28 protein-coding genes are annotated in these 25,318 nt (G+C 71.8%); 16 read left to right on the plus strand and 12 right to left on the minus strand.

Annotated elements, in window-relative coordinates:
- Positions 1-15: 15 nt before the first annotated feature.
- A complete protein-coding gene (locus tag G3I77_RS34155) occupies positions 16-1,719 on the minus strand; it encodes a bifunctional 3'-5' exonuclease/DNA polymerase (RefSeq protein ID WP_248510065.1) in 1,704 nt (567 codons plus the stop codon).
- Between the two features lie 54 nt (positions 1,720-1,773).
- Positions 1,774-2,514, minus strand: a complete 741-nt coding sequence (locus G3I77_RS34160) for a Clp protease N-terminal domain-containing protein (protein ID WP_248510067.1) — start codon at positions 2,512-2,514, stop codon at positions 1,774-1,776.
- A 111-nt stretch (positions 2,515-2,625) separates the two neighbouring features.
- Between G3I77_RS34160 and G3I77_RS34165 the strand changes: the two genes are divergently transcribed.
- Positions 2,626-3,738, plus strand: coding sequence for a DUF2786 domain-containing protein (locus G3I77_RS34165; protein ID WP_248510069.1), 1,113 nt, complete (start codon positions 2,626-2,628; stop codon positions 3,736-3,738).
- Positions 3,739-3,760: 22 nt separating this feature from the next.
- Here G3I77_RS34165 and G3I77_RS34170 read toward each other — a convergent pair whose 3' ends face one another.
- From G3I77_RS34170 to rpmB, 4 genes are all read right to left on the minus strand, one after another.
- Positions 3,761-4,288, minus strand: a complete 528-nt coding sequence (locus tag G3I77_RS34170) for a DUF4232 domain-containing protein (RefSeq protein WP_248510071.1) — start codon at positions 4,286-4,288, stop codon at positions 3,761-3,763.
- Between the two features lie 249 nt (positions 4,289-4,537).
- Positions 4,538-5,077: a hypothetical protein gene (locus G3I77_RS34175; RefSeq protein WP_374387894.1), complete on the minus strand. Its 540-nt coding sequence runs from the start codon at positions 5,075-5,077 to the stop codon at positions 4,538-4,540.
- A gap of 114 nt (positions 5,078-5,191) precedes the next feature.
- Complete coding sequence (gene rpsN / locus G3I77_RS34180) at positions 5,192-5,497, minus strand: 30S ribosomal protein S14 (protein WP_062928325.1); 306 nt, start codon at positions 5,495-5,497, stop codon at positions 5,192-5,194.
- Positions 5,497-5,733 (minus strand): 50S ribosomal protein L28, encoded by a 237-nt coding sequence (rpmB, locus tag G3I77_RS34185; protein ID WP_248510075.1) that lies wholly within the window; start codon positions 5,731-5,733, stop codon positions 5,497-5,499. The genes rpsN and rpmB overlap by 1 nt, the downstream gene beginning before the upstream one ends.
- 63 nt (positions 5,734-5,796) lie before the next feature.
- Here rpmB and rpmG point away from each other — a divergent pair, with 63 nt between their 5' ends.
- From rpmG to G3I77_RS34210, 5 genes are all read left to right on the plus strand, one after another.
- Entirely contained in the window at positions 5,797-5,961 is a 165-nt protein-coding gene (rpmG, locus tag G3I77_RS34190) for a 50S ribosomal protein L33 (RefSeq protein WP_003991959.1), read from the plus strand.
- A 2-nt stretch (positions 5,962-5,963) separates the two neighbouring features.
- Positions 5,964-6,212 carry a type B 50S ribosomal protein L31 gene (locus tag G3I77_RS34195; RefSeq protein ID WP_248510077.1) on the plus strand — a complete coding sequence of 83 codons (249 nt, stop codon included), beginning with the start codon at positions 5,964-5,966 and terminating at the stop codon, positions 6,210-6,212.
- Between the two features lie 4 nt (positions 6,213-6,216).
- Complete coding sequence (locus G3I77_RS34200) at positions 6,217-7,419, plus strand: GTP-binding protein (protein ID WP_248510079.1); 1,203 nt, start codon at positions 6,217-6,219, stop codon at positions 7,417-7,419.
- A gap of 6 nt (positions 7,420-7,425) precedes the next feature.
- On the plus strand, positions 7,426-7,659 hold the full coding sequence (gene rpsR / locus G3I77_RS34205; protein WP_053669730.1) for a 30S ribosomal protein S18: 234 nt from the start codon (positions 7,426-7,428) through the stop codon (positions 7,657-7,659).
- Between the two features lie 709 nt (positions 7,660-8,368).
- Positions 8,369-8,587 (plus strand): DUF397 domain-containing protein, encoded by a 219-nt coding sequence (locus G3I77_RS34210; RefSeq protein ID WP_045296613.1) that lies wholly within the window; start codon positions 8,369-8,371, stop codon positions 8,585-8,587.
- A gap of 93 nt (positions 8,588-8,680) precedes the next feature.
- Here the strand turns inward: G3I77_RS34210 and G3I77_RS34215 are convergent, their stop codons facing one another.
- Positions 8,681-9,196 (minus strand): ATP-binding protein, encoded by a 516-nt coding sequence (locus tag G3I77_RS34215; RefSeq protein WP_248510080.1) that lies wholly within the window; start codon positions 9,194-9,196, stop codon positions 8,681-8,683.
- 343 nt (positions 9,197-9,539) lie between these two features.
- Here G3I77_RS34215 and G3I77_RS34220 point away from each other — a divergent pair, with 343 nt between their 5' ends.
- The 6 genes from G3I77_RS34220 to G3I77_RS34245 all read left to right on the plus strand — a co-directional run bounded on the left by G3I77_RS34220 (position 9,540) and on the right by G3I77_RS34245 (position 15,016).
- Positions 9,540-10,364, plus strand: a complete 825-nt coding sequence (locus G3I77_RS34220; RefSeq protein ID WP_248510256.1) for a helix-turn-helix transcriptional regulator — start codon at positions 9,540-9,542, stop codon at positions 10,362-10,364.
- A 96-nt stretch (positions 10,365-10,460) separates the two neighbouring features.
- Positions 10,461-11,924: an aldehyde dehydrogenase family protein gene (locus tag G3I77_RS34225; RefSeq protein WP_248510082.1), complete on the plus strand. Its 1,464-nt coding sequence runs from the start codon at positions 10,461-10,463 to the stop codon at positions 11,922-11,924.
- A 106-nt stretch (positions 11,925-12,030) separates the two neighbouring features.
- Positions 12,031-12,582: a DinB family protein gene (locus G3I77_RS34230; protein ID WP_248510083.1), complete on the plus strand. Its 552-nt coding sequence runs from the start codon at positions 12,031-12,033 to the stop codon at positions 12,580-12,582.
- Between the two features lie 10 nt (positions 12,583-12,592).
- Positions 12,593-13,234: a PadR family transcriptional regulator gene (locus G3I77_RS34235; protein ID WP_248510085.1), complete on the plus strand. Its 642-nt coding sequence runs from the start codon at positions 12,593-12,595 to the stop codon at positions 13,232-13,234.
- Between the two features lie 73 nt (positions 13,235-13,307).
- On the plus strand, positions 13,308-14,258 hold the full coding sequence (locus tag G3I77_RS34240; RefSeq protein WP_248510086.1) for an ATP-binding cassette domain-containing protein: 951 nt from the start codon (positions 13,308-13,310) through the stop codon (positions 14,256-14,258).
- Positions 14,255-15,016: an ABC transporter permease gene (locus tag G3I77_RS34245; RefSeq protein ID WP_248510087.1), complete on the plus strand. Its 762-nt coding sequence runs from the start codon at positions 14,255-14,257 to the stop codon at positions 15,014-15,016. Before G3I77_RS34240 ends, G3I77_RS34245 begins: the two co-directional genes overlap by 4 nt.
- A gap of 20 nt (positions 15,017-15,036) precedes the next feature.
- Here G3I77_RS34245 and G3I77_RS34250 read toward each other — a convergent pair whose 3' ends face one another.
- Together G3I77_RS34250 and G3I77_RS34255 are read right to left on the minus strand one after the other, a co-directional pair.
- Positions 15,037-16,440: a glutamate decarboxylase gene (locus G3I77_RS34250; protein WP_248510088.1), complete on the minus strand. Its 1,404-nt coding sequence runs from the start codon at positions 16,438-16,440 to the stop codon at positions 15,037-15,039.
- A gap of 48 nt (positions 16,441-16,488) precedes the next feature.
- Positions 16,489-17,775 (minus strand): ion channel protein, encoded by a 1,287-nt coding sequence (locus G3I77_RS34255; protein ID WP_248510095.1) that lies wholly within the window; start codon positions 17,773-17,775, stop codon positions 16,489-16,491.
- 102 nt (positions 17,776-17,877) lie between these two features.
- On the opposite strand from G3I77_RS34255, the gene G3I77_RS34260 reads away from it, so the two are divergent.
- Positions 17,878-18,639: a MerR family transcriptional regulator gene (locus G3I77_RS34260; protein WP_248510098.1), complete on the plus strand. Its 762-nt coding sequence runs from the start codon at positions 17,878-17,880 to the stop codon at positions 18,637-18,639.
- Positions 18,640-18,658: 19 nt separating this feature from the next.
- Here the strand turns inward: G3I77_RS34260 and G3I77_RS34265 are convergent, their stop codons facing one another.
- Positions 18,659-19,024 carry a YbjQ family protein gene (locus G3I77_RS34265; RefSeq protein ID WP_248510100.1) on the minus strand — a complete coding sequence of 122 codons (366 nt, stop codon included), beginning with the start codon at positions 19,022-19,024 and terminating at the stop codon, positions 18,659-18,661.
- A 135-nt stretch (positions 19,025-19,159) separates the two neighbouring features.
- Between G3I77_RS34265 and G3I77_RS34270 the strand changes: the two genes are divergently transcribed.
- The gene (locus G3I77_RS34270; RefSeq protein WP_248510101.1) at positions 19,160-20,023 is read left to right on the plus strand and encodes a VTT domain-containing protein; all 864 of its coding nucleotides are present in this window, start codon (positions 19,160-19,162) and stop codon (positions 20,021-20,023) included.
- A 38-nt stretch (positions 20,024-20,061) separates the two neighbouring features.
- Here the strand turns inward: G3I77_RS34270 and G3I77_RS34275 are convergent, their stop codons facing one another.
- Both G3I77_RS34275 and G3I77_RS34280 read right to left on the minus strand, forming a co-directional pair.
- Positions 20,062-21,759 carry a threonine/serine exporter ThrE family protein gene (locus G3I77_RS34275; RefSeq protein WP_248510102.1) on the minus strand — a complete coding sequence of 566 codons (1,698 nt, stop codon included), beginning with the start codon at positions 21,757-21,759 and terminating at the stop codon, positions 20,062-20,064.
- A gap of 119 nt (positions 21,760-21,878) precedes the next feature.
- Positions 21,879-22,370: an inorganic diphosphatase gene (locus G3I77_RS34280; RefSeq protein ID WP_003975424.1), complete on the minus strand. Its 492-nt coding sequence runs from the start codon at positions 22,368-22,370 to the stop codon at positions 21,879-21,881.
- A 79-nt stretch (positions 22,371-22,449) separates the two neighbouring features.
- Between G3I77_RS34280 and dacB the strand changes: the two genes are divergently transcribed.
- Both dacB and G3I77_RS34290 read left to right on the plus strand, forming a co-directional pair.
- On the plus strand, positions 22,450-24,030 hold the full coding sequence (dacB, locus tag G3I77_RS34285; RefSeq protein WP_248510103.1) for a D-alanyl-D-alanine carboxypeptidase/D-alanyl-D-alanine-endopeptidase: 1,581 nt from the start codon (positions 22,450-22,452) through the stop codon (positions 24,028-24,030).
- An 83-nt stretch (positions 24,031-24,113) separates the two neighbouring features.
- Positions 24,114-25,241, plus strand: coding sequence for a zinc-dependent metalloprotease (locus tag G3I77_RS34290; protein WP_248510108.1), 1,128 nt, complete (start codon positions 24,114-24,116; stop codon positions 25,239-25,241).
- The last annotated feature ends 77 nt before the right edge of the window (positions 25,242-25,318 follow it).

Raw genomic sequence — 25,318 nt, forward strand, 5'->3', positions numbered from 1 at the left:
CCCCACCCGAGCGGCCTACTTGGCGTCCGCGTAGCACTCCACCACCGCCGTCGTGAACGGGAACCGCACCGGTGTCTCCCCGAAGGTCAGCCGCCCGGCCAGGGCCGCCGCCTCGCGGATCGCCGCCACGACCGCCTCCGTCTCCTCCTCGGGGCAGTGCACGATCACCTCGTCGTGCTGGAAGAAGACCAGCTCGGCCGCCAGCTCCGCGCAGCTCTTCCGCAGCGCGGCGAGCAGGAGCAACGCCCAGTCGGCGGCGCTGCCCTGGACGACGAAGTTGCGGGCGAAGCGGCCGCGGGCACGGGCGTTGGTGGAGGCGTAGCCGGGCACCCACTGCCCGCCGTCCGGTTGGTCGTCCTCCCCGGAGACGACGGCAGCCGTCGGGATGCCGGCCTCCTCGCTCGCGTCGTCCGTCCCCCGGGCCGCGGGCGGGCAGGTCCGGCCGAGCCAGGTCCGCACGAGCCGGCCCTCCTCCCCGGCCCGGGCCGCGTCGTCGACGTACGCCACCGCCCTGGGGAAACGGCGTCTGAGCGCGGCGAGGTTCTTCAGGCCGTCGCCGGAGGTCTGGCCGTAGACCGCGCCGAGCACGGCGAGTTTGGCCTGGGAGCGGTCGCCGGAGAAGGCGCGGTCGGAGACGGACTGGTACAGGTCGGTCTCCCGGCCGGCCACCTCCATCAGGCCGGGGTCGCGGGAGATCGCCGCGAGGACGCGCGGCTCCATCTGGTCGGCGTCGGCGACGACGAGCCGCCAGCCGGGGTCGGCGACCACGGCCCGCCGGATCACCTTGGGGATCTGGAGCCCGCCTCCGCCGTTGGTCACCCAGCGCCCGGTCACCGTCCCGCCCGCGAGGAACTCGGGTCTGAAGCGGCCCTCGCGGACCCAGTCCTGCAGCCAGGACCAGCCGTGGGCGACCCAGATGCGGTACAGCTTCTTGTACTCGATCAGGGGCTTCACGGCGGGGTGGTCGACCGACTCGAGCTCCCAGCGGCGGGTCGAGGAGACCTTGATGCCGGCCTGGGAGAAGGCCCTGACCACATCGGCGGGCAGGTCGGGGCGGACGCGGCGGCCGAAGGCGGTGGAGACCTCCTCGGCCAGCTCGGCCAGGCGGCGCGGCTCACCGCCGCCCGCGTACCGCTCGCCCAGCAGGTCGTGCAGGAGCGCGCGGTGCACCTCGGCGCTCCAGGGCAGCCCGGCGCGGTTCAGCTCGGCGGCCACCAGCATGCCCGCCGACTCGGCGGCCGTCAGCAGCCGCATGCGGTCGGGGTGCTCGGCGCTGTCGTGCCGCAGCTGCTGGTCGGCGTAGACCGCGAGGAGGTCGGGCAGGGGCAGGTGGACGCCCTGAGGCTCGAACAGGGAGGACTGGGAGCCCGGTTCGGCGGACCGCTGCGGCGGATCGGGCGGTACGGGGCCGCCGCGCAGCCGGGCCAGGGCGGCCGCGGCCGAGCGTGGTTCCCCGTACCGCCCCTCGTGGCCGAGGAGGAGGGTCTCGGCGGCCTCGATGTCGTAGCACCGCTCGGCTCGCACCCCCGTGGCGAGCAGGCGCGGGTAGACCTCGGCGGTGGACCGCCACACCCACCGCGTGACGCCGGGACGGCTCCGCACGGCCTCGGCGGGATCCGCCTCCCGCCGCACCGGGCCGGAGGGCAGCCCGTCCGGACCGAGGGGGGCGACGTCCACGCCACCGTCCTCGGCCGGAGCGAGCGCCCACCGGTCGGCCATGCTGCGAGTGTGCCAGGGGGGTCTGACAACGCCCCCTGCCACCGCCGAGGGAGGTCAGGACTCGTCCGGCACGTTCTCCTGTGCCCGCGCGATCCTCTCCAGCACCTTGGCGACGTACCGCTCCGTCCGCTCCTTGCCGATGCCCAGGCCGCTGAGGACGCCCTGGCCGTTCTCGTGCTCCAGGAGGGCGAGCAGGATGTGCTCGGTGCCGATGTAGTTGTGGCCGAGGCGCAGGGCCTCGCGGAAGGTGAGCTCGAGTACCTTCTTGGCGGCCTGGCCGTACGGCACGAGTTCCGGGGCATCGTCGACGGCCGGCGGGAGTGCCGCCGTGGCCGCCGCGCGGACCGCGTCGAGGGAGACGCCCTGTTCGACGATGGCCTTCGCGGCGAGGGCATCGGGTTCGGCCAGCAGGCCGAGGACGAGGTGCTCGGGCAGGCCCTCGGCGTTGTGCGCCGCCTTGGACGCGTTGTGCGCGGCCATCACGGCGCTGCGGGCACGGGGCGTGTAGCGGTTGAAGCCCTGGCTCGGGTCGAGGTCGGCCGACTCCTTCGGCACGAACCGCTTCTGGGCGGCCTGCCGGGTGACGCCCATGCTCTTGCCGATGTCGGTCCAGGACGCGCCGGACCGCCGGGCCTGGTCGACGAAGTGGCCGATCAGGTGGTCGGCCACGTCGCCCAGGTGGTCCGCGGCGATCACCGCGTCCTGGAGCTGGTCCAGCGGCTCCGGGTGGACCTTCTTGATGGCCGCGATGAGGTCGTCGAGACGGATGGCTGACGTGGTGTCGGGGTTCGTCATGCGTCAACCGTAGGTTGCGCCCTGATGACTGTCAACCATGAGTTGACAGTCGCGAGGGCGTACGGGATCGCGGGTTCCGGGCCGTCCGCGGCGGCATGGCACCATCGGCCCGTGAGTACGTCCAGCACCGTCGACCGCGCGTTCGCAGCGGCCCTCTACGAGACCGGCGAGACAGCCCTCGACACCGGCGCGTCCCTGCTCGCCTCCGACCCGGCGGCGGACGCCGAACTCGCCCGGCGTGGGCAGGAGTTCGTGGCGGCGGCCTGGCGGCGTGGCTGGCAGCCGGCCGACCTCGTACGGACCGTCCGGCGCGAGCTGGACGACGCACACGTGCTCCAGGTGGCCGCGCTGATCCGCGCACAGGCGCCCGGCGACGGCCCCCGGGGCAGCCGCTGGACCGCGCAGCTCGCGGAACTCCCCGCCGACGGCCCGCCCCGCACCGACCGCTTCTCGCACGCCACCGCCGTGCTGGAGCTGTACCGCCTGCTGCTGCGGCTGCCGGCCCTGGAGGCCCTCGACGAGGAGCCGGGGAAGGCGGCCGGGAGCGCGAGGACCGAGTCCCGCATGCTCACCCGCATCCGCGCCCTGCTCGCCAAGGCGGAGGCCACCGGATTCCCGGAGGAGGCCGAGGCGCTCAGCGCCAAGGCGCAGGAGCTGATGGCCCGGCACAGCGTCGACGAGGCGCTGCTCGCGGCGCGGGCGCCCTCCCCGGACGCGCCCGGTGCCTGCCGGGTCGGGGTCGAGCCGCCGTACGAGCAGGCCAGGGCGGTGCTGCTGGACGCCGTCGCCGGCGCCAACCACTGCCGGGCGGTGTGGAACGAGCCCCTCGGCTTCTCCACCGTGGTCGGCTTCGAAACCGACCTGGAGGCGGTCGAACTCCTCTACACCTCACTCCTCGTGCAGGCCACGGCCGCGATGACGAAGGCGGAGGCCGTGCAGCGGGCAGGTGGCCGCAAGCGCACCAAGACGTTCCGGCAGTCGTTCCTCGCGGCCTACGCCCACCGCATCGGCACCCGCCTGGCAGCGGCCGCCGAGACCCAGGTGACCGACGACCTGCTCCCGGTCCTCGCCTCCCGCGACGTCGCCGTCACCGGGCGGCTGGACCGGATGTTCCCGGAGACGACCACGACCCGGCTGCGCGGGGTGCGCGACGCGGCGGGCTGGACGGAGGGCGCGCAGGCGGCGGACCGGGCCCAGGTCCGGCACCGGTCGCCGCTGCGCTGATCTGCTCCGCGCTGATCTCCCGTCAGTCGCCCGAGGTTTCGAAGCCGCTCACCGAGGCCTGCGTTCCCTCCGTCCGGTCGACCTCGCCGTACGTCCACTTCAGCTCGTGCGCCGTCTTGGTGTCGCCGGGCAGGGTGAAGGACGCCTTGTGCACGTCGAGGCTCTCCGCGGAGCCCGCCTCGCCCCGGACGTAGGTGATCGTGAAGGACGTGGTGCCGCCCTTCCCGAGCGTGAGCGACTGGGCCTTCGCGCCCTCGTCCGGGGAGACGGACGTCGTGCCGTCCTCGAACAGCAGGTCCACGCCGGGGAAGCCCTTCAGCGTGCACTGCGCGCCCTTGTTGGTGAGCGTCACGGTGACGGTGCCGGTGTCCCCGGCGGCCGGGGCGGCGCCCGCGCCGACCTCGACGCCCATGTCGCCGAGTGCGCAGGCCGAGTCGCTCGGCCGGTCCGCGTTCTTGACGTCGTCGCCACCGGTCTTGTCGTCGCTACAGCCGGTCAGCAGGACCGTCGCGGCGAGGGCGGCGGCCATGGTGAGGGGGAAGGTGCGCATGGGGTCCTCTGGGCGTGTCGAACGGGAGCGGCTTCGGGCCCCTGGATCATCACGCACGCGCGTTCCGTACGGGCACGCGCCCCCTGCGATTCCCCCGAACGCCGGACGGCACACGCCATCGCCGATTCCCCGAAGGCCGGACGGCACACACCCTCGCCGATTCCCCGGCGCCCGTCCGCGCGTCCCCGGACGCCGGACGGGCCGCGGCGCCCGAGGGCGATCCGCGGCCCGTCCGCAGGGGGCCGGGTGTCAGCCGAGGCCCGCCGTCGGCAGCCCCGTCGGCAGCTTCCCGCCCTCGGCCTTCGTGTAGGTCTCCGCGCCGAGGCCGCCCTCCCAGGTGACCTTCAGGCTGCTCCCGTTCACGGAGTCGACCATGCCGGCCGCCCGGTCCTTGGAGCCGTCCGTGCACTTCAGGCGGATCATCCGCATGCCGGACTCCTCGCCCGCGGTGCCGCTGCACACGCTGCCGCCGGTGGCGAACAGCGCGGCCTGCTTGCCGGTGATCACCAGGGCCACGGCCTTGCCGTCGGTCGTCGCGAGCCAGCTGCCCGCCAGCTTGCCGGCCGACTCGCCGGAGCCGGAGCCGGAGCCGGCGCCGGAGCCGGAGTCGCCCGAGCCGCCGTCCGTTCCGGCGGACGCCGAGAGGGAGGGAGCCGGGCTGGACGCCGAGTCGTCACCCGAGTCGCCGTCGCTGCTGCACGCGGTCAGCGCGAGCGCGCCCGCCAGCCCCGCGGCCGCCGCCGCGACGCGCACGGCGCCGGAACGACGCGAGAAGATCACCGAAGTCACTGCAAGCCCCCAAGCTGTAGCCGGCCGACCGGCCCGGACGGCACCGGCCGGCCTCCTGGCCGGAACGACCGCAGCAAGCTACCAGGGCCCGTCAAGAGCCCCCGCGAATGCCTCTTACCAGGACGACTTGCGCACCCCGGGCAGATACCCCGCGTGCGCCTGCTCCCGCAGACTCACCCGGGACAGCCCGAACGCCCGGAAGTAGCCGCGCGGCCGGCCGTCCACCTGGTCGCGATTGCGCACGCGCGTGGCGCTCGCGTCGCGCGGCTGCCTGCGCAGTTCCGCCTGTGCGGCGAGCCGCTCGGCCTCCGTCGACGACGGCCGCCGGATGATCTCCTTCAGCTCGGCCCGCCGGGCGGCGTACCGCGCGACGACCTCCTGTCGCCTGTCGTTCTTCGCGATCTTGCTCTTCTTCGCCATCAGACCCTCACTCCCCGCGCCCGGATCCGGGCGACGGCCGCCTCGATGCCGATCGTGTCGATGGTCTTGATCCCCCTGGCGCTGAGCCGGAGCCGAACGTACCGGCCCTCGCTCGGCAGCCAGTAGCGCTTGGACTGGATGTTGGGGTCGAACCGGCGCGACGTGCGCCGGTGGGAGTGCGAGATGCGGTTGCCGAAGCCCGGCTGTGTGCCGGTCAGCATGCAGTGCGCGGACATGGTGGTGACGTACCTCTCTGATCAGACAGTGGAAATGGATTTCATTTTCAGTATCATAGCGGCATGGCACGCAACGAACTCCGGCCGGTCATCAAGCTCCGGTCCACCGCCGGGACCGGTTTCACCTACGTGACCCGCAAGAACCGCCGCAACGACCCGGACCGCCTGACCCTGCGCAAGTTCGATCCGGTCGCCGGCCGCCACGTCGACTTCCGAGAGGAGCGCTGACCATGCGCGAGGGAATCCACCCGGCCTACGGCCACGTCGTCTTCCGCGACCGAGCCGCGGACTACGCCTTCCTCACCCGCTCGACCATGACGAGCGAGAAGACGATCGAGTGGGAGGACGGCAACACCTACCCGGTCGTCGACGTCGAGATCTCCGACGTCAGCCACCCCTTCTACACCGGCACGGCCCGCGTCCTGGACACCGCCGGCCGCGTGGAGCGCTTCGAGCGCCGGTACGGAAAGAAGGGCTGACCCCGTGGCTGTCCCTCCTGGGCTCTCCGTCGTGATCGTCGGCGGGCTGCACGCCGACGCCCGCAGGGCCGCCGTCGCGCGGCTGCTCGCCGACGTGCCCGGCAGCGTCGTCCTTCACCACGACCTGGCGACGGCCGCCGCGGGCACGGTCGTGCGGACCATCAGGGACGCCGGCGGCATCCTCGACGCGGGGGAGGCGCCGCTCGTCAACGACTGCGCGTGCTGCGCCCTGCGCGAGGACCTGGTGCCGGAGCTGGAGCGGCTGCGGGACGCCGGCGGCACCCGGCTCGCCGTCGTCGAACTGTGGGACTCCGTCGAGCCCAAGGCCATGGCCGAGGTCGTCACGGCCGGCGGGCTGACCGTCACCGGCGTGATCACCGCCGTCGACCCGGCCCTGGTCCTGCCGTACCTCGGCAACGGCGACGACCTGGCCGACGGCGGTCTCGCCGCCGCCGCGACCGACCAGCGCACGGTCGCCGACACCTTCGCGCGCCAGCTGGAGTACGCCCCCGTCCTCGCGGTCGCCGATTCCCCTGAGGCCGACGACGAGGACCGTGAGCTGCTCGCGCAACTGCACCCGACGGCCCGCCAGGCCCCGATCGGGCAGGGACTCCCCGTGGACCCGGCCGACGACGGTCTGACGGTGCCGACCCCGCGCCGGCGTCCGCTCTCGTCCCTGGCCCAGGCCGCCCTGGCCGGCTTCGACGTCGAGGCGGCCGCCGCCGCCCAGCACCCGGCCTGCGCCCTGCTGCCCGCCGAGGCCGACGCGCACGGCGTCTCCACCCTGGTCTGGAGCCGGCGCCGCCCCTTCCACCCGGAGCGGCTGTACGCCGCGCTGGAGGACCTGACCTGCGCGGCCGCCCGCAGCCGGGGCCGGTTCTGGCTCGCCGACAAGCCCGACACGCTGTTCCACTGGGACGCGGCGGGCGGGGCCCTGTGTGTGGAGAGCGCGGGCCCGTGGCTGGCCTCCCTGCCGGACGCGGCCTGGGAGATGGTCCCGCCGGTGCGCCGTGCCGCCGCCGCGCTGGACTGGCACCCCGAGCACGGCGACCGCTGCCAGCACCTCGTCTTCACCTCGCCCGGCCTCGACCGGGACGGCCTGGAGCGGCTGCTGGAGTCCTGCCTGCTGACCGACGCCGAGTACGCCGCCGGGCGCGACGCCTGGCAGCGGCTGCCGCACGCCTTCGACACCCTCCTGGAGGTCTGACCCCCCATGCCGCGCAAGCCCGACCGCAAGCCCGCCAAGGACCGGCCCAACCCCCTGGACCAGGCCGGGATCACCTACATCGACTACAAGGACACCGACCTGCTGCGGAAGTTCATCTCCGACCGCGGCAAGATCCGCAGCCGCCGCGTCACCCGGGTGTCGTCCCAGCAGCAGCGGCAGCTGGCCCGGGCGATCAAGAACGCCCGCGAGATGGCGCTGCTGCCGTACGCCGGACGCTGAGCCGGTCCGATTCGGGTGAGGTTCCCCACGCTTGACGGGTGGGGAACCTCCTGCGCGTGACGCGACCGGGCCGGAGGCGGCCATCGGCAGACCGGCGCCGCGGCCCACGACGGGCCGTCAGGACCGGGCCGGACGCGGGCCGGACGAGGGTCGGACCGGATGCGCGGCGGTCGTCCGCCGGGGCGGCCCGGGGTGCTGCCGTGCGGGTCGTCGGGGGCAGAAGAGCCGAGGGCGTGTCCGGCGATCGTCCGAGCGGAGCACCGGCCGTGAGGTGGACCCCGCCCTCCTGCGACCGGTCCATTTCTTCCCGTCCTCGCAGGCAGCGACGGTCTTCCGGATGCGGGTCGGCCGGCCGAACAGCCTGCCCGCGCCCCGCGCCTCAGCTCCCGCTTCTCCGGTGCGGCCCCCGCGCGCCCTCTCGCCCGGCCGCCGAGCGGATGCTCTGCCTCCACCGGACCTCCCCGAACCCACCGACTTCATCGCAGGCCTCCGGGAACGAGAGGTGGGGCCGGGCCGTCAAACAGTCAAGAACTTCGGTAAAGCGGTCGTCAAAGCTGTAACCGCAGGACCACCCCGCGTGCACGTGCATCTGCCCATGCATCTGCACATGAACAGGGCTATGATCCGGGTCAGTTGACCACTGCATCAATGGCCACTCAGCCAGTGCACCACCGGGGAGCGACCTGTGGACCACGACGCGTACAACGGTATGGCGGCCGCCGGGCTGCACGGCGTGGCCTGGCAGAAGAGCCGGCACAGCAACTCGCAGGGCTCGTGCGTGGAGTTCGCCCGGTTGCCGGGCGGGGACGTGGCCGTCCGCAACTCACGTTTCCCCGACGGCCCCGCGCTGGTCTACACCCGTGCGGAGATCGAAGCGATGCTGCTGGGCGTGAAGGACGGCGAGTTCGACCACCTGGTGGGCGGCTGACGCTCCGAAAGACCCCGGCGAAATCGGGGTAATCGGTACTCAATGCGCGGTGACGCGCGTAGAACCGCGACGTGAGGAAGCGCCGCGGTCTTCTCATTCCCCGTGCGGCTGCGAACCGGTCCGCGGTAGCCGGAACAGCGCCCAGACCACCTTGCCGTTGAGCGCGCCCGCGAGCGGATGCCAGCCCCAGCTGTCGCTGAAGGAGTCGACGAGGAACAGTCCGCGGCCCGACTCGGTCGAGAAGTCGTCGGTCTCCCGGGCGACCGGACTGTCGTGACTGGGATCGCGCACCGCGCACACCAGCCGCTCGGTCCACCGCATCAGGTGCAGGCGCACGGGAGGTTCACGGCCGCCGGGGCACGCGCTGTTCGCCGGCAGGCCGTGCCGCAGCGCGTTGGTGACGAGTTCCGAGACCACCAGGCAGACATCGTCGAACCGGTCGCCCATGTCCCACTGGTCGAGGGTTCCGCGGGTGAACCGCCGTGCCTCGCGCACCGCTTCGTAGCGGGCGGGCAGAGCGCAGGAAGCGGCGTCGGACACGGCCGCGGGGTCCAGCGGCGGAAGGCCCTGCCGTAACGGCTCGAGCATGGTCGATCCATTCGTCCCCATGCGAGGCACTCCCGGGAATTCGCGGTCGGTGCGATGCGGCGGTGGTGCGGGACCATGGTTTCGGATGCGTACAGCAGATGCAAGGGCAGATGCACGTGCACGTGACCGGAATGAGGCGGCCCGTACCGCTTGTTGGCCAATTTTTCCGTCATCTTCGTGTCCCTCTTTGGCCGTTCACTTGCCCTCTCCTTGCTCTCGCGGGCGAGCGCCGACCGTCTCGATTCCGTTTCCGTAACCGGACGAGTACTGCTCGGAGTGTTTTAGTGGCAGACTGCGGCCCCTGGAGACGTTGGGGAGGCTGGCGAACGTGAGCGCGGGAGAGCCGGGATCGGTGGTGCGGCGCATGCTGCTCGGATCACAACTCAGGCGACTGCGTGAGGCGCGGGGCATCACGCGCGAGGCGGCGGGCTACTCGATCCGCGCCTCCGAGTCGAAGATCAGCCGGATGGAGCTGGGCCGGGTGAGCTTCAAGACCAGAGACGTCGAGGACCTGCTGACCCTGTACGGCATCACCGACGAGCAGGAACGCGCCTCCCTGCTGTCCCTGGCGAAAGAGGCCAACGTCGCCGGGTGGTGGCACAGTTACTCGGACGTGCTGCCCAGCTGGTTCCCGACCTACGTCGGCCTGGAGGGCGCCGCCTCGCTGATCCGGGCGTACGAGGTGCAGTTCGTGCACGGCCTGCTGCAGACCGAGGCGTACGCCCACGCGGTGGTCCGGCGGGGCATGCAGGGCGCGAGCGAGGCCGACGTCGAACGTCGTGTGGCGCTGCGCCTGGAGCGGCAGAAGTACCTCGTCGACGAGCGCGCTCCCGACTTCCACATCATCCTGGACGAGGCCGCCCTGCGCCGCCCGTACGGCGACCGCGAGGTCATGCGGGGCCAGCTCCAGCACCTCATCGAGATCTCCGAGCGGCCCAACGTACGGCTTCAGGTGGTGCCGTTCAGCCTCGGCGGCCACGCCGGCGAAAGTGGCGCGTTCACGATCCTCAGCTTCCCGGAGTCCGATCTGTCGGACGTCGTCTACCTGGAGCAGCTCACCAGCGCGCTGTACCTGGACAAGGCCGAGGACGTCGCCCAGTACGAGAAGGCGCTCAAGGAGCTCCAGAGCGACAGCCCGGGCCCTTCGGAGAGCCGGGATCTTCTCCGAGGGCTTCTTCAACTCTCCTGAAGTACTCCTCCAACTCGTTTGAAACACAAGTACGATGACGTGTGATCAGATCGTGAAGGCGCGATCAGGGGTCTGCTTAGGGATCGAGGGATCACATTGTCGTCGTCCTGCTTCACCGACCTTGCACAGCAGTACATCGACGGTGAGTGGCGCCCGGGTACCGGTTCCTGGGACATCATCGACTTCAACCCGTACGACGACGAGAAGCTCGCGTCGATCACCATAGCCACGGTCGACGAGGTCGATCAGGCCTACCGGGCCGCCGCCCGCGCCCAGAAGCAGTGGGCCGCGACCAACCCCTACGCCCGCCGGGCGGTCTTCGAGAAGGCGCTGCGCCTGATCGAGGAGCGCGAGGCCGAGATCTCCGAGGCCATCATCGCCGAGCTCGGCGGCACACGGCTCAAGGCCGCCTTCGAGCTGCATCTCGCCAAGGAGTTCCTGCGCGAGGCGGTCCATCTGGCGCTGGCCCCCGAGGGCCGGATCATTCCCTCGCCGGTGGACGGCAAGGAGAACCGCGTCTACCGCGTGCCGGTCGGCGTGGTGGGTGTGATCAGCCCCTTCAACTTCCCGTTCCTGCTGTCGATCAAGTCCGTCGCCCCGGCGCTCGCGCTCGGCAACGCCGTGGTGCTCAAGCCGCACCAGAACACGCCGATCGTCGGCGGATCCCTGGTAGCGAAGCTCTTCGAGGACGCGGGGCTGCCCGGCGGGCTGCTGAACGTCGTCATCACGGACATCGCGGAGATCGGCGACGCCTTCCTCGAGCACCCGGTACCCAAGGTCATCTCCTTCACCGGCTCCGACCAGGTCGGCCGGCACGTCGCGACCGTCTGCGCCCGGCAGTTCAAGCGCTGCGTCCTCGAACTGGGCGGCAACAGCGCGCTGGTGGTCCTCGACGACGCCGACATCGACTACGCGGTCGACGCGGCCGTCTTCAGCCGGTACGTCCACCAGGGCCAGGTCTGCATGGCCGCCAACCGTGTCCTCGTGGACCGTTCGATCGCGGACGAGTTCACCGAGAAGATCGTCGCCAAGGTGAAGACCCTCAAGGCGGGCGACCCGCGCGACCCGGAGACCGTCATCGGCCCGGTCATCAACTCCTCGCAGGCGGACGCCCTCTCCGGCGTGGTCGAGCAGGCCCTCGCCGAGGGCGCCACGGCCCTGGTGCGCGGCGGGCGGACGGACAACCTCGTCGAGCCGTCCGTGCTGACGGACGTCCCCGCCGACTCGGCGCTGCTCAGGCAGGAGGTCTTCGGGCCGGTCGCCTTCCTCGTCCCGTTCGACGGCGAGGAGGAGGCCGTACGTCTGGTCAACGACACCCCGTACGGTCTGAGCGGCGCGGTCCACACCGGGAACATCGAGCGCGGTGTGAACTTCGCCAAGCAGATCGACACGGGCATGTTCCACGTGAACGACGGCACCGTGCACGACGAGCCGATCGTCCCGTTCGGCGGCGAGAAGCACTCGGGTATCGGCCGGCTCAACGGCGACACGATGCTGGACTCGTTCACCACGACCAAGTGGATCTCGGTGCAGCACGGCCGGAGCGGGTTCCCGTTCTAGAGCCTTTCGCGCGCCCGGACCCTTGCGGACAGAACCTGACCGCAAGGGTCCGTAGATTCGCCGGTGTCAGGGGGAGAAGCCCCCGGTCCGGTGAAAGGCGGCGGTCATGGTCACTCACGTTCCCGCGGAGGCGCACGGCGACGAGCGCGGAGCGCTCCTGTCCTTCATCGCCGAACAGCGCGGTGGCGTCCGCAGGGCGGTGCTCGGGCTGACGGACGAGCAGGCGAGCTCCCGTCCCAGCGCCAGTGAGCTGTCCCTCGCCGGGCTGGTCAAGCACGTCGCCGAGGTCGAGCAGATGTGGATCTCCCTGGCCAAGGGCGAGCCGCCGGCCGTCGTGCGCGACCAGAGCAACTGGCACGAGTGCTTCCGGCTGGTCGAGAAGGAGACCGTCGAGTCGCAGCTGGCGTACTGGGAGAAGGTCGCCGCCGAGACGGAGGCGTACATCCGCTCGGTGCCGAGCCTCGACGACACCTTCGCGCTGCCGGCCCAGCCCTGGTTCCCGCCGGACGGCCGGGTCTCCCACCGCTGGCTGTGCCTGCACCTGATCCGCGAGACGGCCCGGCACGCGGGCCACGCCGACATCATCCGCGAGTCGCTGGACGGCGCGACGGCCTTCGAGCTGGTGGCCGCGGAACAGCAGGTGACGGCCGGGTCCTAACCTGGACCGCATGTCAGCGATCCGTCTCCTCGTGCTCGGCGCGGTCCGTATGCACGGCCGCGCCCACGGCTACCAGGTGCGCAACGACCTGGAGTACTGGGGCGCGCACGAGTGGTCCACCGCCAAGCCCGGCTCGATCTACCACGCCCTGAAGCAGATGGCGAAGCAAGGGCTGCTGCACGCGCACGAGGTCGCCCCGTCCACGGCCGGCGGCCCGCCCCGCACGGAGTACGAGATCACCGGGCGGGGCAGGGAGGAGTATCTCCGGCTGCTGCGGGACGCGCTGGTCACCTACGACCAGCGCGGGGACGTGAAGACGGCCGCCGTCGGCTTCGTCGTCGACCTGCCGCGGGCGGAGGCGGTCGCGCTGCTGAAGGAGCGGACCCTGCGGATCGAGCAGTGGCGGGCCTCCGTCCTGGAGCACTACGTGCCCGAGGAAGGGCCGGAACAGCTCGGGCACATCGGCGAGATCATGAACATGTGGGTCCACACGGCCGACTCCGAGGCCGCGTGGACCCGCGGTCTCATCGAGCGCATCGAGGGCGGCGCCTACACCTTCGCCGACGAGGGCGACCCGTTCGTCGGCATCCTGGCCGAGGACCAGGAGAACCCGTACGCGACGGGGGAGCGGCACCCCGGGGACGCTGACTAATCAAGTTTGACGAATGGGGCGCACGGGCTTACCTTCGAGTATGTAGTCAAGTTTGACTAGCGAGGGAGACTCAGTGGCCGACACGGCGATCACCGTCGAAGGCGCGGAGAAGACGTACGGAGGCAAGAACGCACTGGACGGGCTCGACCTCACGGTCGCGCGCGGCACGGTGCACGGGGTGCTCGGCCCGAACGGCGCGGGCAAGACCACCCTGGTGAGGGTCCTGTCCACCCTGCTGCGGCCCGACGCGGGCCGGGTCGAGGTGGCGGGGCACGACGTGGTGCGCGAGGCGTACGCCGTGCGGCTGCGCATCGGCCTGCTCGGCCAGCACGCCGCGCTCGACGAGGAGCTCGGCGGCCGGCAGAACCTGGAGCTGTTCGGCCGGCTGCACCACCTGGGTGCCCGGCGGGCACGCGCGCGTGCCGACGAGCTCCTGGAGCGCTTCGGCCTGGCCGGCACCGGCCGCAAGGCGGTCCGGCAGTACAGCGGCGGCATGCGCCGCCGCCTGGACCTCGCCGCCTCCCTGATCACCGAGCCGGAGGTGCTGTTCCTGGACGAGCCGACCACCGGCCTCGACCCGCGCGGCCGCGCCGAGGTGTGGGACTCCGTCCGCTCCCTGGTCGGCGGCGGTACGACGGTCCTGCTCACCACCCAGTACCTGGAGGAGGCCGACCAGCTCGCCGACCGCATCTCGGTCGTCGACGCCGGCCGGGTCGTCGCCGAGGGCACGGCGGACGAGCTGAAGGCCGAGACCGGCGGCGACCGCATCGACGTGGTCCTGCGCAACGCCGGCCAACTGGGGGCGGCCGTCGCCCTGTTGCCCCTCACCGGGGTCAGCGTCGACACCGACCGGCGGCTGCTGAGCGCCCCGGTGACCGACCGCATGGAGGCGCTCTCCGGGGTCGTACGGGCCCTTCAGGAGGCCGGGATCGAGGCGGAGGACGTCGCCCTGCGCCGCCCGACGCTGGACGAGGTGTTCCTGCACCTCACCGGAGACGACCGCCGAGTGAAGGAGGCCGCGTGAGCGCCTACGCCCTGACCGACTCCTGGACCATGACCCGCCGAGAACTCGCCCGCTGGGGGCGGCAGCCGGTCCAACTGGTGGTCAACCTGGTCTTCCCGGTGATGCTGCTGCTGATGTTCGGCTACCTCATCGGCGGCGGCCGGGGGGTGAGCGGCGAGTACCGCGACTACCTGATCCCCGGCATGTTCGCGCTCACCATGGCCTTCGGCCTGGAGGGCACGATGCTCGCCGTCACGCAGGACCTCAACAAGGGTGTCATCGACCGCTTCCGCTCGATGCCCATGGCCAACGGGGCGGTGCTGGTGGGCCGTTCGGCGGCCGACATGCTCCAGTCGGCGCTGGCCCTGGTCGTGCTCATCGGCGTGGGAGCCGCGCTCGGCTGGCGTCCCGGCGGCGGCCCGGCGGCCCTCCTCGGAGCCGTGGGCCTACTGCTCCTGTTCCGCTTCGCCATGCTGTGGATCGGCATCCATCTGGCCCTGGTGGCCGGGAAGCCGGAGATGGTCCAGGCCGTGCAGATCCTGGTCTGGCCGGTCGGCTTCCTCTCCAACGCGCTGGCCACCCCCGGCTCCATGCCCGGCTGGCTGGGCACGGTCGTCGAGTGGAACCCGATGTCCCACACGGCCACGGCCGTCCGGGACCTGTTCGGCGTGCCCGGCACGGAGTCCGGGCACGCATGGGCCGCGATCGTCTGGCCCCTGGCCCTGCTGGCGGTGTTCTTCCCGCTGGCGGTACGGAGGTTCGGACGGCTCAGCCGTTAGAGGCTTCGGAGGAACGCCCCCTAGTGGTGGAAGCTGGTCGCCGCGCCCCTGTCCTCGGTCAGCGGGCCCGGCTGCCGGCGCAGGTCCGGCAGCAACTGCTCCAGGTCCTGCGCGAGCATCTCGGCGAGGTCGGTGGAGAAGCCGTTGCGGCACACCACCCGCAGCACGGACAGGTCCTCCCGGTGGGGCGGGAAGGTGTACGCGGGCACCAGCCAGCCGCTCTCGCGCAGCCGCCGGGAGACGTCGAAGACGTCGTACGCCGTCACGTCGGGCGCGGTCGTGAAGGCGAACACCGGCAGTTGGTCGCCCCTGGTCAGCAACCGGAAGTCGCCGAGACCCTCCACCCGCCCGGCCAGCTCCGTGGCCACGTCCCGCGCGGCCTGCTGCACGGCCCGGTAGCCCTGCCGCCCCAGCCGCAGGAACGTGTAGTACTGCGCCACCACCTGCGCGCCCGGCCGGGAGAAGTTGAGCGCGAACGTCGGCATGTCGCCGCCCAGGTAGTTCACCCGGAACACCAGCTCCTCGGGCAGCGCGGCCGAGTCCCGCCACAGCGCCCAGCCCACGCCCGGGTAGACCAGCCCGTACTTGTGCCCCGAGGTGTTGATCGACGCCACCCTCGGCAGCCGGAAGTCCCACACCAGGTCCTCGTCGAGGAAGGGCGCGACCATGGCCCCGGACGCCCCGTCGACATGCACGGGGATGTCGAGTCCGGTCCGCTCCCGCAGCGCGTCCAGTGCCGCGCACAGCTCGGCGATCGGCTCGTAGGACCCGTCGAAGGTGGAGCCCAGAATGCCGACGACCCCGATGGTGTTCTCGTCGCACAGCTCGGCCGCGGCCTGCGGGTCGAGGTGGAACCGCTCGCCCTCCATGGGCACCAGCCGGGGCTCCACCTCCCAGAAGGTGCAGAACTTGTCCCAGCAGACCTGCACGTTCACGCCCATCACCAGGTTGGGCCGGGCTCCGGGGTAGCGGTCGGCGTTGCGCTTCGCCCAGCGCCGCTTCAGCGCCATCCCGGCGAGCATGCACGCCTCGCTCGACCCGGTCGTCGAACACCCCACGACGGACGCCGGGTCGGGCGCGTTCCACAGGTCGGCGAGCATCGCCACGCAGCGCCGCTCCAGCTCGGCGGTGCGCGGGTACTCGTCCTTGTCGATCATGTTCTTGTCCCGGCACTCCGCCATCAGCACCCCGGCCTCGGGCTCCATCCAGGTGGTGACGAAGGTGGCGAGGTTCAGCCGCGCGTTGCCGTCGAGCATCAGCTCGTCGCGCACCAGCTGGTGGGCGGTCGCCGGGGCCATGGGCTGCTCCGGGAGCCGGTGGGTGGGCGGGGCCTCGGTCATGTCGCCGAGCGGGTTGGCGGGGCCGTAGAAGGGGTTGACGGACAGGCGGCGTTCGACGGGGCGGTGACCTTCGTGGAGCGGCATGGGTGCCTCCAGGGGTGGGTTCGGGACGGTCCGAGAGGGGAGGGGGCGTCAGCGGACGGGCGTGCCGTCCTCGCGCAGCTGCATCTGCGGACGGCCCGTCACGAGCAGCCAGGCAGGCAGCGAGGCGATGCAGAGCACGGCGATGATCCCCGGCGAGGCGACCAGCACCGCCGCGACGAAGAGGCTCACCCAGCCCTGCCGGGTGATGGCCAGCAGCAGTCCCAGCACGGCGGCCGAGACCCCGATCGAGGGGTGCACCCCGGACACCAGGGCATGGGCGCCCAGGCCGAGGGCGGTGCCGACGAACACGGCCGGGAAGATGCGCCCGCCCCGGAAGCCGCAGGACGCGGCGATCAGCAGTGCGGCCAGCTTCACGACCGTCAGCAGGGCGTACTCCCCGGCCGACCGGCTGTCCGGGGCCTTGGCGAGCTCGGCGATCTCGTCGAGCCCCTTGAACAGCGTCAGATGGCCGCCGAGGGCCGCGAGGGCGCCCAGCACGAGGCCGCCCGCCGGGAGCATCAGCATCGGATGGCGCAGCCGGCCGAAGGCGCCGTGGACGTAGGGGAAGGCCCGCACCGCGGCCATGCCGAGCAGGGCGCCGACCGCAGCGACCACGATCGCCGCCAGCAGGTCGCTCCAGCCCGGCCGGCCGAAGGAGGGCAGGTCCAGGTCGAAGCTCGGGTGGTCGATGAGGGTGGCGGTGAGGGCACCCGCCGTGCCGGCGGTCAGCGGTGCGAAGACGTTGTCCCACAGCAGTCCGCGGGTCTCCCGCGCGGCCAGCGCCTCGGAGATCACCAGGGCCGCAGCGACCGGCGTGCCGAACAGGGCGCCGATCGTCGCCGCCTCGGCCAGCGCCGGCCAGACCCGGCCCGGCGCCCGCGGCACGAGCCGTGCGCCCAGCCAGGCCGCCAGGGCGACGTTCACGGTGATGATGGGGTTCTCGGGGCCGAGGCTGGGCCCGCCGGCCAGCATCAGCGCGGTTGCCAGCAGCAGTCCCGGCAGCACGACGGGCGGCAGGACGGGGGCGTCCAGTCCGACCGTTGCCGGATCCGGGCCGGCGTGGCCCGGCATCTTCCACACCACGAGCCCGACCGCGACCCCCGTCGCGAAGAGCATCACGAACATCCACGCCACGGAGTACCGGCCGATCCCCAGTGCGTCCGGCAGCGGCCCCCAGAGCACGTCCTGGAGCTCCTCGGCGGCGACTTCCACCCCCACCAGGACCAGGCTCGACAGGATCCCCACCGCCAGCGCGGGCAGGATCGTCGGCAGCAGCGTGCGGGCGGGAGTCGCGGGGGTGACGGAGGGCGCCTGCTGCGCGGAATCCTGGACCACGCGCACACCATAAGCGCACCAAAGAGGATAAACCGGAAACACGCTTGCACCTCACGCGACGTGAGGCCCGACCGTGGAGCACGGAAGAAGGAAGGAGCGGAAGTGAGCTACTCCGTGGGACAGGTCGCGGGCTTCGCCGGCGTCACGGTGCGCACGCTGCACCACTACGACGACATCGGCCTGCTCGTCCCGAGCGAGCGCAGCCACGCGGGCCACCGGCGCTACAGCGACGCCGACCTCGACCGGCTGCAGCAGATCCTGTTCTACCGGGAGCTCGGCTTCCCGCTCGAGGAGGTCGCCGCCCTGCTCGACGACCCGGAAGCGGACCCGCGCGCACACCTGCGCCGGCAGCACCGACTGCTGACCGCCCGGATCGAGAAGCTGCGGAAGATGGCGGCGGCCGTGGAACAGGCCATGGAGGCACGCACGATGGGGCTCAATCTCACGCCCGAGGAGAAGTTCGAGGTCTTCGGGGGCAAGGACCCGGAGCAGTACGCCGACGAGGTGGAGGCGCGCTGGGGCGACACGGACGAGTACGCCGAGTCGCAGCGCCGCACCGCGAGCTACACCAAGGAGGACTGGAAGCGCATCCAGGCCGAGGCCGCCGACTGGGGGGAGCGCTACGGCGCCCTGATGTCGGCGGACGAGCCGCCCACCGGCGAGGCGGCCATGGCCCTGGCGGAGGAGCACCGGCAGCACATCTGCACGTGGTTCTACGAGTGCTCCCACGAGCTCCACCGCTGCCTCGGCGAGATGTACGTCGCCGACGAGCGCTTCAAGGCGTTCTACGACGCCGTGCGCCCGGGCCTCGCCGAGCACCTGAGGGACGCGATCGCCGCGAACGCCGCGCCGCACACCTCCTGATCCCCGGCCCGGGGGTGTCTCACTCCCGGGTCAGGACCACCGCCGTGCCGTACGCGCACACCTCGGTGCCCACGTCCGCCGCCTCCGTCACATCGAAGCGGAACGCCAGGACGCCGTTGGCGCCACGCGTGCGTGCCTGTTCCACGAGCCGCTCCATGGCCTGGTTGCGGGTCTGCACGAGCGTCTTGGTGAGCCCGCGCAGTTCGCCGCCGACCATCGACTTCAGCCCGGCGCCGATCTGGCTCCCCAGGTGCCGGGAGCGCACGGTCAGGCCGAAGACCTCACCGATCACCTCCCGCACGTGGTAGCCGGGTACGTCGTTCGTGGTGACGACGAGGACCTCGGGCTCCGGGCCCTGTCCGCCGCCGTATTCATCGATGCCCATGGTTCACAGCTTTGACCGGGACCGCGCACAGTGCATCCTGAGTACGCCCATGGAACCTGGGCCATGGCGGCTGCGTTGATACTTTGAGGCAGCCAGTCCCCGCCCGTCCCCCACAGCAGCAGGAGCCACATCCCCGTGACCACGCTTGCGCTCGGCCCCGAGTGGCTCAGCCCGGACTACCTGATCTCGACGTTCAGCCTGCCCGGCATCCTGCTCATCGTCTTCGCGGAGTCCGGTCTCTTCGCCTTCCTGCCGGGTGACTCCCTGCTGTTCACGGCGGGCCTCTTCGTCGCCGAGGGCACCTACATCACCCAGCCGCTGTGGCTGGTCTGCACGCTGATCGTGCTCGCCGCCGTCATCGGTGACCAAGTGGGCTACATGATCGGCAAGTTCCTGGGCCCGAAGCTCTTCAACCGTCCCAACTCCAAGCTCTTCAAGCAGGAGAATCTGGAGAAGGCCCACGAGTTCATGGAGAAGTACGGCCCCAAGGCGATCGTCCTGGCCCGCTTCGTGCCCATCGTGCGCACCTTCGCGCCCATCGTGGCCGGCGCCGGCCGCATGCAGTACCGCACGTTCCTCACGTACAACATCATCGGCGGCATCGCCTGGGGCACCGGCGTCACCCTCGCGGGCTACTGGCTCGGCCAGATCGACTTCATCAAGAAGCACGTCGAGCCGATCCTCGTCCTGATCGTCCTGCTCTCGGTCGTCCCGATCATCATCGAGTACCTGCGCGACCGCTCGAAGAAGAAGCGCGCGACGGCGCAGGCCCCCGCGGAGCGGCAGCAGCAGCCCCCCGCCATGGACGACGCGACGACCCAGCTCCGCCGCATCGACCCGAACGGCCGGCCGCCCCACCAGCAGCCGCAGCAGCCCCCGTACGGCAACCAGAACGGCTACAACGACCAGCAGTACTACAACCAGTACCCGCAGGCGCCGGGCTACGGCCACCAGCAGCAGGGCGGCGGCCACCAGCAGCCGTACAACGGCGGCTACTGAACCGCGGACAACCCCACCGGCCCCGGCCGCCAACGGCGCTAGAAACCCCTGGTCCGCTTGGCGGCCCGCCGCTTCTCGGCGGACCCGATCCGCAGGAACATCCGGGAGATCTCGGACCCGAGATTCACCCCGATGGCGATGGCCATGGCGAGCGCCACCGCCTTCGACAGCGACACCAGCCCTTCGTCCACCTCGTTCTGCGCGATCGCCAGCAGCCCGAAGTACGTCGCGGAACCCGGCAGCAGGGGTCCGATCGCCGCCGTCGTATAGGGCAGGGCGGAGGCGAACTGATACCGGGACAGCAACTGCCCGAACAGCCCCACCAGCCCCGCGGCCGCCGCCGTGGACGCCACCGGCGAGATGTCGCCCACGTAGTGCATCGCGCCGTACACGACCCACGCGACACCCCCGTTCAGCGTCACCCACACCACGGTGGATCGTTCCTGCTGGAGCAGCACCGCGAACGCCAGGGACAGCAGCATCGACGCCCCGATCATCATCACCGGGTCGTCGGAGGCCCCGAGCGCCTGGTCGGGGTTGAGCCGCGCCCCCAGCTGCACGCCGAAGTACAGCACCAGCAGCACACCCGCGACGATGCCCACGAAGAAGTACAGGACCTCCAGCAGGCGCGCGGACGCGGTGATGTAGAACCCGGTCAGCCCGTCCTGCACCCCCGCCACCAGCGCCCGCCCGGGCAGCAGCGCGAACAGCCCACCGGTGATGACCGCGGAGGCCTTCACGTCCACGTGGCCCAGCGTCAGCGCGACCCCGATCGCGGCCGGCGGCATCGCGGCCACCGTGAACTGGTAGAACTCCGGGAGCCCGCGCCCCGCGCACAGCCACGCCAGCCGGTCACCGAGCATCGCGCCCAGCGCCGCGGCGACGAACACGATCAGGTCACCGCCCACGAGCACGGAGGCCGCACCGGCCAGCAGCCCGCTCGCACCGGTCAGCGCCCAGCCGGGGTAGGGGTGCCGGTTACGGCGGATCTCCGCCAGCCGCCGGTAGGCCTCCTCCAGGGAGACCGCCGTCTCGTGGTCGCTGAGGTCGTCCACCAGTTGGTACACGGCCGCCAGCCGCGTGTAGTCGGTGCCCCGGCGCCGCACGGTCCGCGACGCCGTGATCGGGTCGTCGACCAGGGACGGCTGATAGGAGATTGCCAGCAGCGTGAACGTGACGTTGGGCTCGCAGCGGTCCAGCCCGTAGGACCGGCAGACGGCGAACATGGCCGCCTCCACGTCCTCGGCGCCCTCCCCGCCCGCCAGCAGCAACTCGCCGATACGCAGCGTCAGGTCGAGCACGCGCGGCACCGCGGGCCCGCTCTCGTCGCTGCTGCGCTGGATCGCCTCCGGCGCGGGCCGCTCCGCCACCGGCATGCGCAGCATCGTGCGCATCCGGTCCTGCCAGGGCACGTCCTTGGTCAGGCTGACCACGGGGATCCCGCTCGGCGGCGTGAAGGCCGTCGGGGCGTGCTTCGAGCTGTACGTGCTCGGCGGGGTGAACGCCGACCCCTCCTGCTCCGCCGAGGGCGCGGCATGGACGTCCAGCCCCTGCGGCACGGCGAACTCGGACGTCGTGTCGGACTCCGTACCGGCCGTGCCCCGCAGGGCCAGGCCATCGGGGATCGCGAACTCCGACGTCGTCGACATGTCCCCGTCGACGCCCGTCCCGGCCGGAGGCAGAAACGCACTCCTCGCCTCGTCCGACTTCGGTTTGCGGTCCTCCGCGTCCGTCACTGCCTGGTGCTCCCTGTACAACACGTGAGCCTCGTACCCCCCACCGCCTCAGTATGCGCACAGACGGACGAACGGGCCGCACGCGCAGGCGTGCGGCCCGTCAGCAACAGGAGAGGAGGTCAGTGACCGCCCTGGTCCTTGAAGCGCTTGTAGGACCGCTCGATCTCGGCCTCGGCTTCGGTGCGGCCCACCCAGTCGGCGCCCTCGACCGACTTGCCGGGCTCCAGGTCCTTGTAGACCTCGAAGAAGTGCTGGATCTCCAGGCGGTCGAACTCCGACACGTGGTGGATGTCCCGCAGGTGCTCCACACGCGGGTCCGTCGACGGCACGCACAGCAGCTTGTCGTCGCCGCCCGCCTCGTCCGTCATGCGGAACATGCCGATCGCCCGGCAGCGGATCAGGCAGCCCGGGAACGTCGGCTCGTCGAGGATGACCAGCGCGTCCAGCGGGTCGCCGTCCTCGCCGAGGGTGTTCTCGACGAAGCCGTAGTCGGTCGGGTAGGCGGTCGAGGTGAAGAGTCGCCGGTCCAGGCGGATACGACCGGTCTCGTGGTCCACCTCGTACTTGTTGCGCGAACCCTTCGGAATCTCGATCGTGACGTCGAACTCCACCGGTGGCTCCTCCATGATCAACACATAGTTCTGGTGGTTAAGTGTCCCTCACGCAGGTGTGTGATCGCGAAAGGGGCTGGTGGTCGTGCCAGAGCTGAGGCCTTGGCGGGCCGCGAAACCGCACGTGGTGCGGCTCGCGGATGCCGTACGACCGCGCCTGGCCCGGGCCGCAGCGGCCACGAAACCACGGCTCGCACGACTCGTACGAGTCGGAAAACCGCAGGTCACGCCGCCGAAGGCCTGGCAGTACACCGCGGGCGCCGCCACCGCCGGACTCGCACTGGCCGCCGGTGTGGTGACCGCCGCCGGTCCCTGGGACTCCTCGGGTCAGCGTACGGCCGAGCGGGACCGCGCAGTGGCCCTGGGCCGCGCGGGTGGCACAGATCACGGCAGCGCCCCCGGCGCGCCCGCTCGGCCCCGGCCCGCCCCCAGCGCCGGACCCGTGCTGACCGGCCTCGGCGGCGTCAGCACCGTGAAGTCCGCCCCGGACGGCAAGCCCCTCGCGGACGCCCTCACCCCCCTGCTGAAGGACCCGGCCCTCGGCCCCCGGCCCGCAGCGGCGGTCATCGACGTGACCACCGGCAGGCGCCTGTACGGCTCCGGCTCGGGCACCGGGCTCACCCCGGCCTCCACGACGAAGGTCGCCACGGCCGTCGCCGCGCTGTCCGCGATGGGCGCCGACCACCGCCTCACCACCCGAGCCGCGCTGGAACCCGACACCAGGGAAGTCGTCCTGGTCGGCGGCGGCGACCCCACCCTCACCGCCCGCGAGAACGACCGGACAGGCTCGGCGAGCCTGCGCACCCTGGCCGCCGAAACGGCCGGCGCCCTCGCCGAACGCGGCGTCCGCGAGGTCACCCTGTCCTACGACACGACCCTCTACGCGGGCGACGAAAAACACCCGATCGGGGATAACCCCAACCTCGCCCTCGTCAGCCCCCTGATGGCCGACGAAGGCCGCACGAACGACTCGGCGAGCGGCCCGGTCGAGCGCGTGAAGGACCCCGCGGCGGACGTGGCCCGCCGGTTCGGGGACCTCCTGAAGTCCCACGGCATCAAGACCACGGCCCCCGGCCCGTCCAAGGCCACGACCCGCGCCAAGACCCTCGCGGCGGTCTCCTCGCCCCCGCTCTCCGCCCTCGTCGAACGCATGCTGACCAACAGCGACAACGACATCGCCGAGGCCCTCGCCCGCCAGACCGCGATCGCCACGGGCAACCGGGCCGACTTCGCCGGCGCCGGCAAGGCGATCAGCTCCCAGCTGCGCAAGCTCGGCCTGCCGCTGAAGGGCGCCGTCTTCAAGGACGGCAGCGGCCTGAACCGCGCCGACCGGCTGACCCCCGACCTCCTCACCGCGCTGCTCGCGAAGGCGGCCGACCCCGCCCACCCCGAACTCCGCCCCGCCCTCACCGGCCTCCCCGTCGCCGGCTTCACCGGCACCCTGACCACCCGTTACACGGACGGAGCATCCGGCGTCGTCCGCGCCAAGACCGGCACCCTCTCGGGCGTCCACACCCTCGCCGGCACCCTGGTCGACCAGGACGGCCGCCTGCTGGCCTTCGCGTTCATGGCCACCGGCACGGACCCCGGCAACCCGACAGCCTCCCAGCAGGCCCTGGACCGGGTCGCCACGGCCCTTGCGGCCTGCGGCTGCAGGTGACCAGCGGGTGAGGCCGGGCGCCCCGGCCTCACCCGGCCCTCGCCGCCCTGCCCGAGCGGGCGGCGCTCACGTACGGTTGACGCATGACGAGCATCGGTGGTGCTTCAACCGGCATGGTCGACTGGAATCTCGCGGTCGCGACCGCGACCCGGCTCGTACGGCCGGGCCCCGAGGTCAGTCGCGACGAGGCCCGCGCCGTCGTCGCGGAGCTGCGGCGGCATGCCAAGGCCTCGGAGGAACACGTCCGCGGATTCACCCGTCTGGGCACCGAGGAGGGGCACGACACCCCCGTCCTCGTCGTCGACCGCCCGGGCTGGATCCGGGCGAACGTCGCCGGCTTCCGGGAAATCCTCCGGCCCCTGCTCGACAAGATGCAGGAACGGCGCGGCAACACCCCCGGCGGCGCGGTCATGGGCGCCGTCGGCGGCAAGGTCACCGGCGTCGAACTCGGCATGCTGCTGTCCTTCCTGGCCTCCCGCGTCCTCGGCCAGTACGAGACCTTCGCCCCGGCCACCCGCGAACTCCCCTCAGGCGGCCCGAATGGCGGCCGGCTCCTGCTCGTCGCCCCGAACATCGTCCACGTGGAGCGCGAACTCGACGTCGACCCGCACGACTTCCGGCTCTGGGTCTGCCTGCACGAGGAGACGCACCGCACCCAGTTCACCGCCGTGCCCTGGCTGCGGGACCACCTGGGGGGTGAAATCCAGTCGTTCCTGGAGGAGACCGACGTCGACCCCATGACCGTCCTGGAGCGCGTCCGGGAAGCCGCCCAGACCCTCGCCGGGGGCCGCCCCGAGGCCGAGGAGGACGACGGCGGCCGCTCCCTCGTCGAGATCGTCCAGACCCCCGCCCAGCGCGAGATCCTCGGCCGCCTCACGGCCGTGATGTCCCTGCTGGAGGGCCACGCCGACTTCGTGATGGACGGCGTCGGACCGGACGTCGTACCGACCGTCGGGGAGATCCGCGAGAAGTTCCAGCAGCGCCGCGCCAAGGGCGCCTCCCGCCTGGACCTGGCCCTGCGCAAGCTGCTCGGCCTGGACGCCAAACTCCGCCAGTACCGGGACGGCGAACGCTTCGTGCGGGCCGTCGTCGACGAGGTCGGCATGGACGGCTTCAACCGCGTGTGGACCTCGCCCAACACCCTCCCCACCAAGTCGGAGATCGCCAAACCGGCGGACTGGGTCGCGCGGGTGCATCGCAAGGCCGAGTAGTGAACATCCCGGGAAGGTCGTGAAAGGAAACCGGCCGACGGCAGGCGAACGCCCCTCCAATCACCCGTCCGAGGGAC

It is taken from the genome of Streptomyces sp. D2-8 (genome assembly GCF_023184515.1).
Lineage (GTDB): Bacteria > Actinomycetota > Actinomycetes > Streptomycetales > Streptomycetaceae > Streptomyces.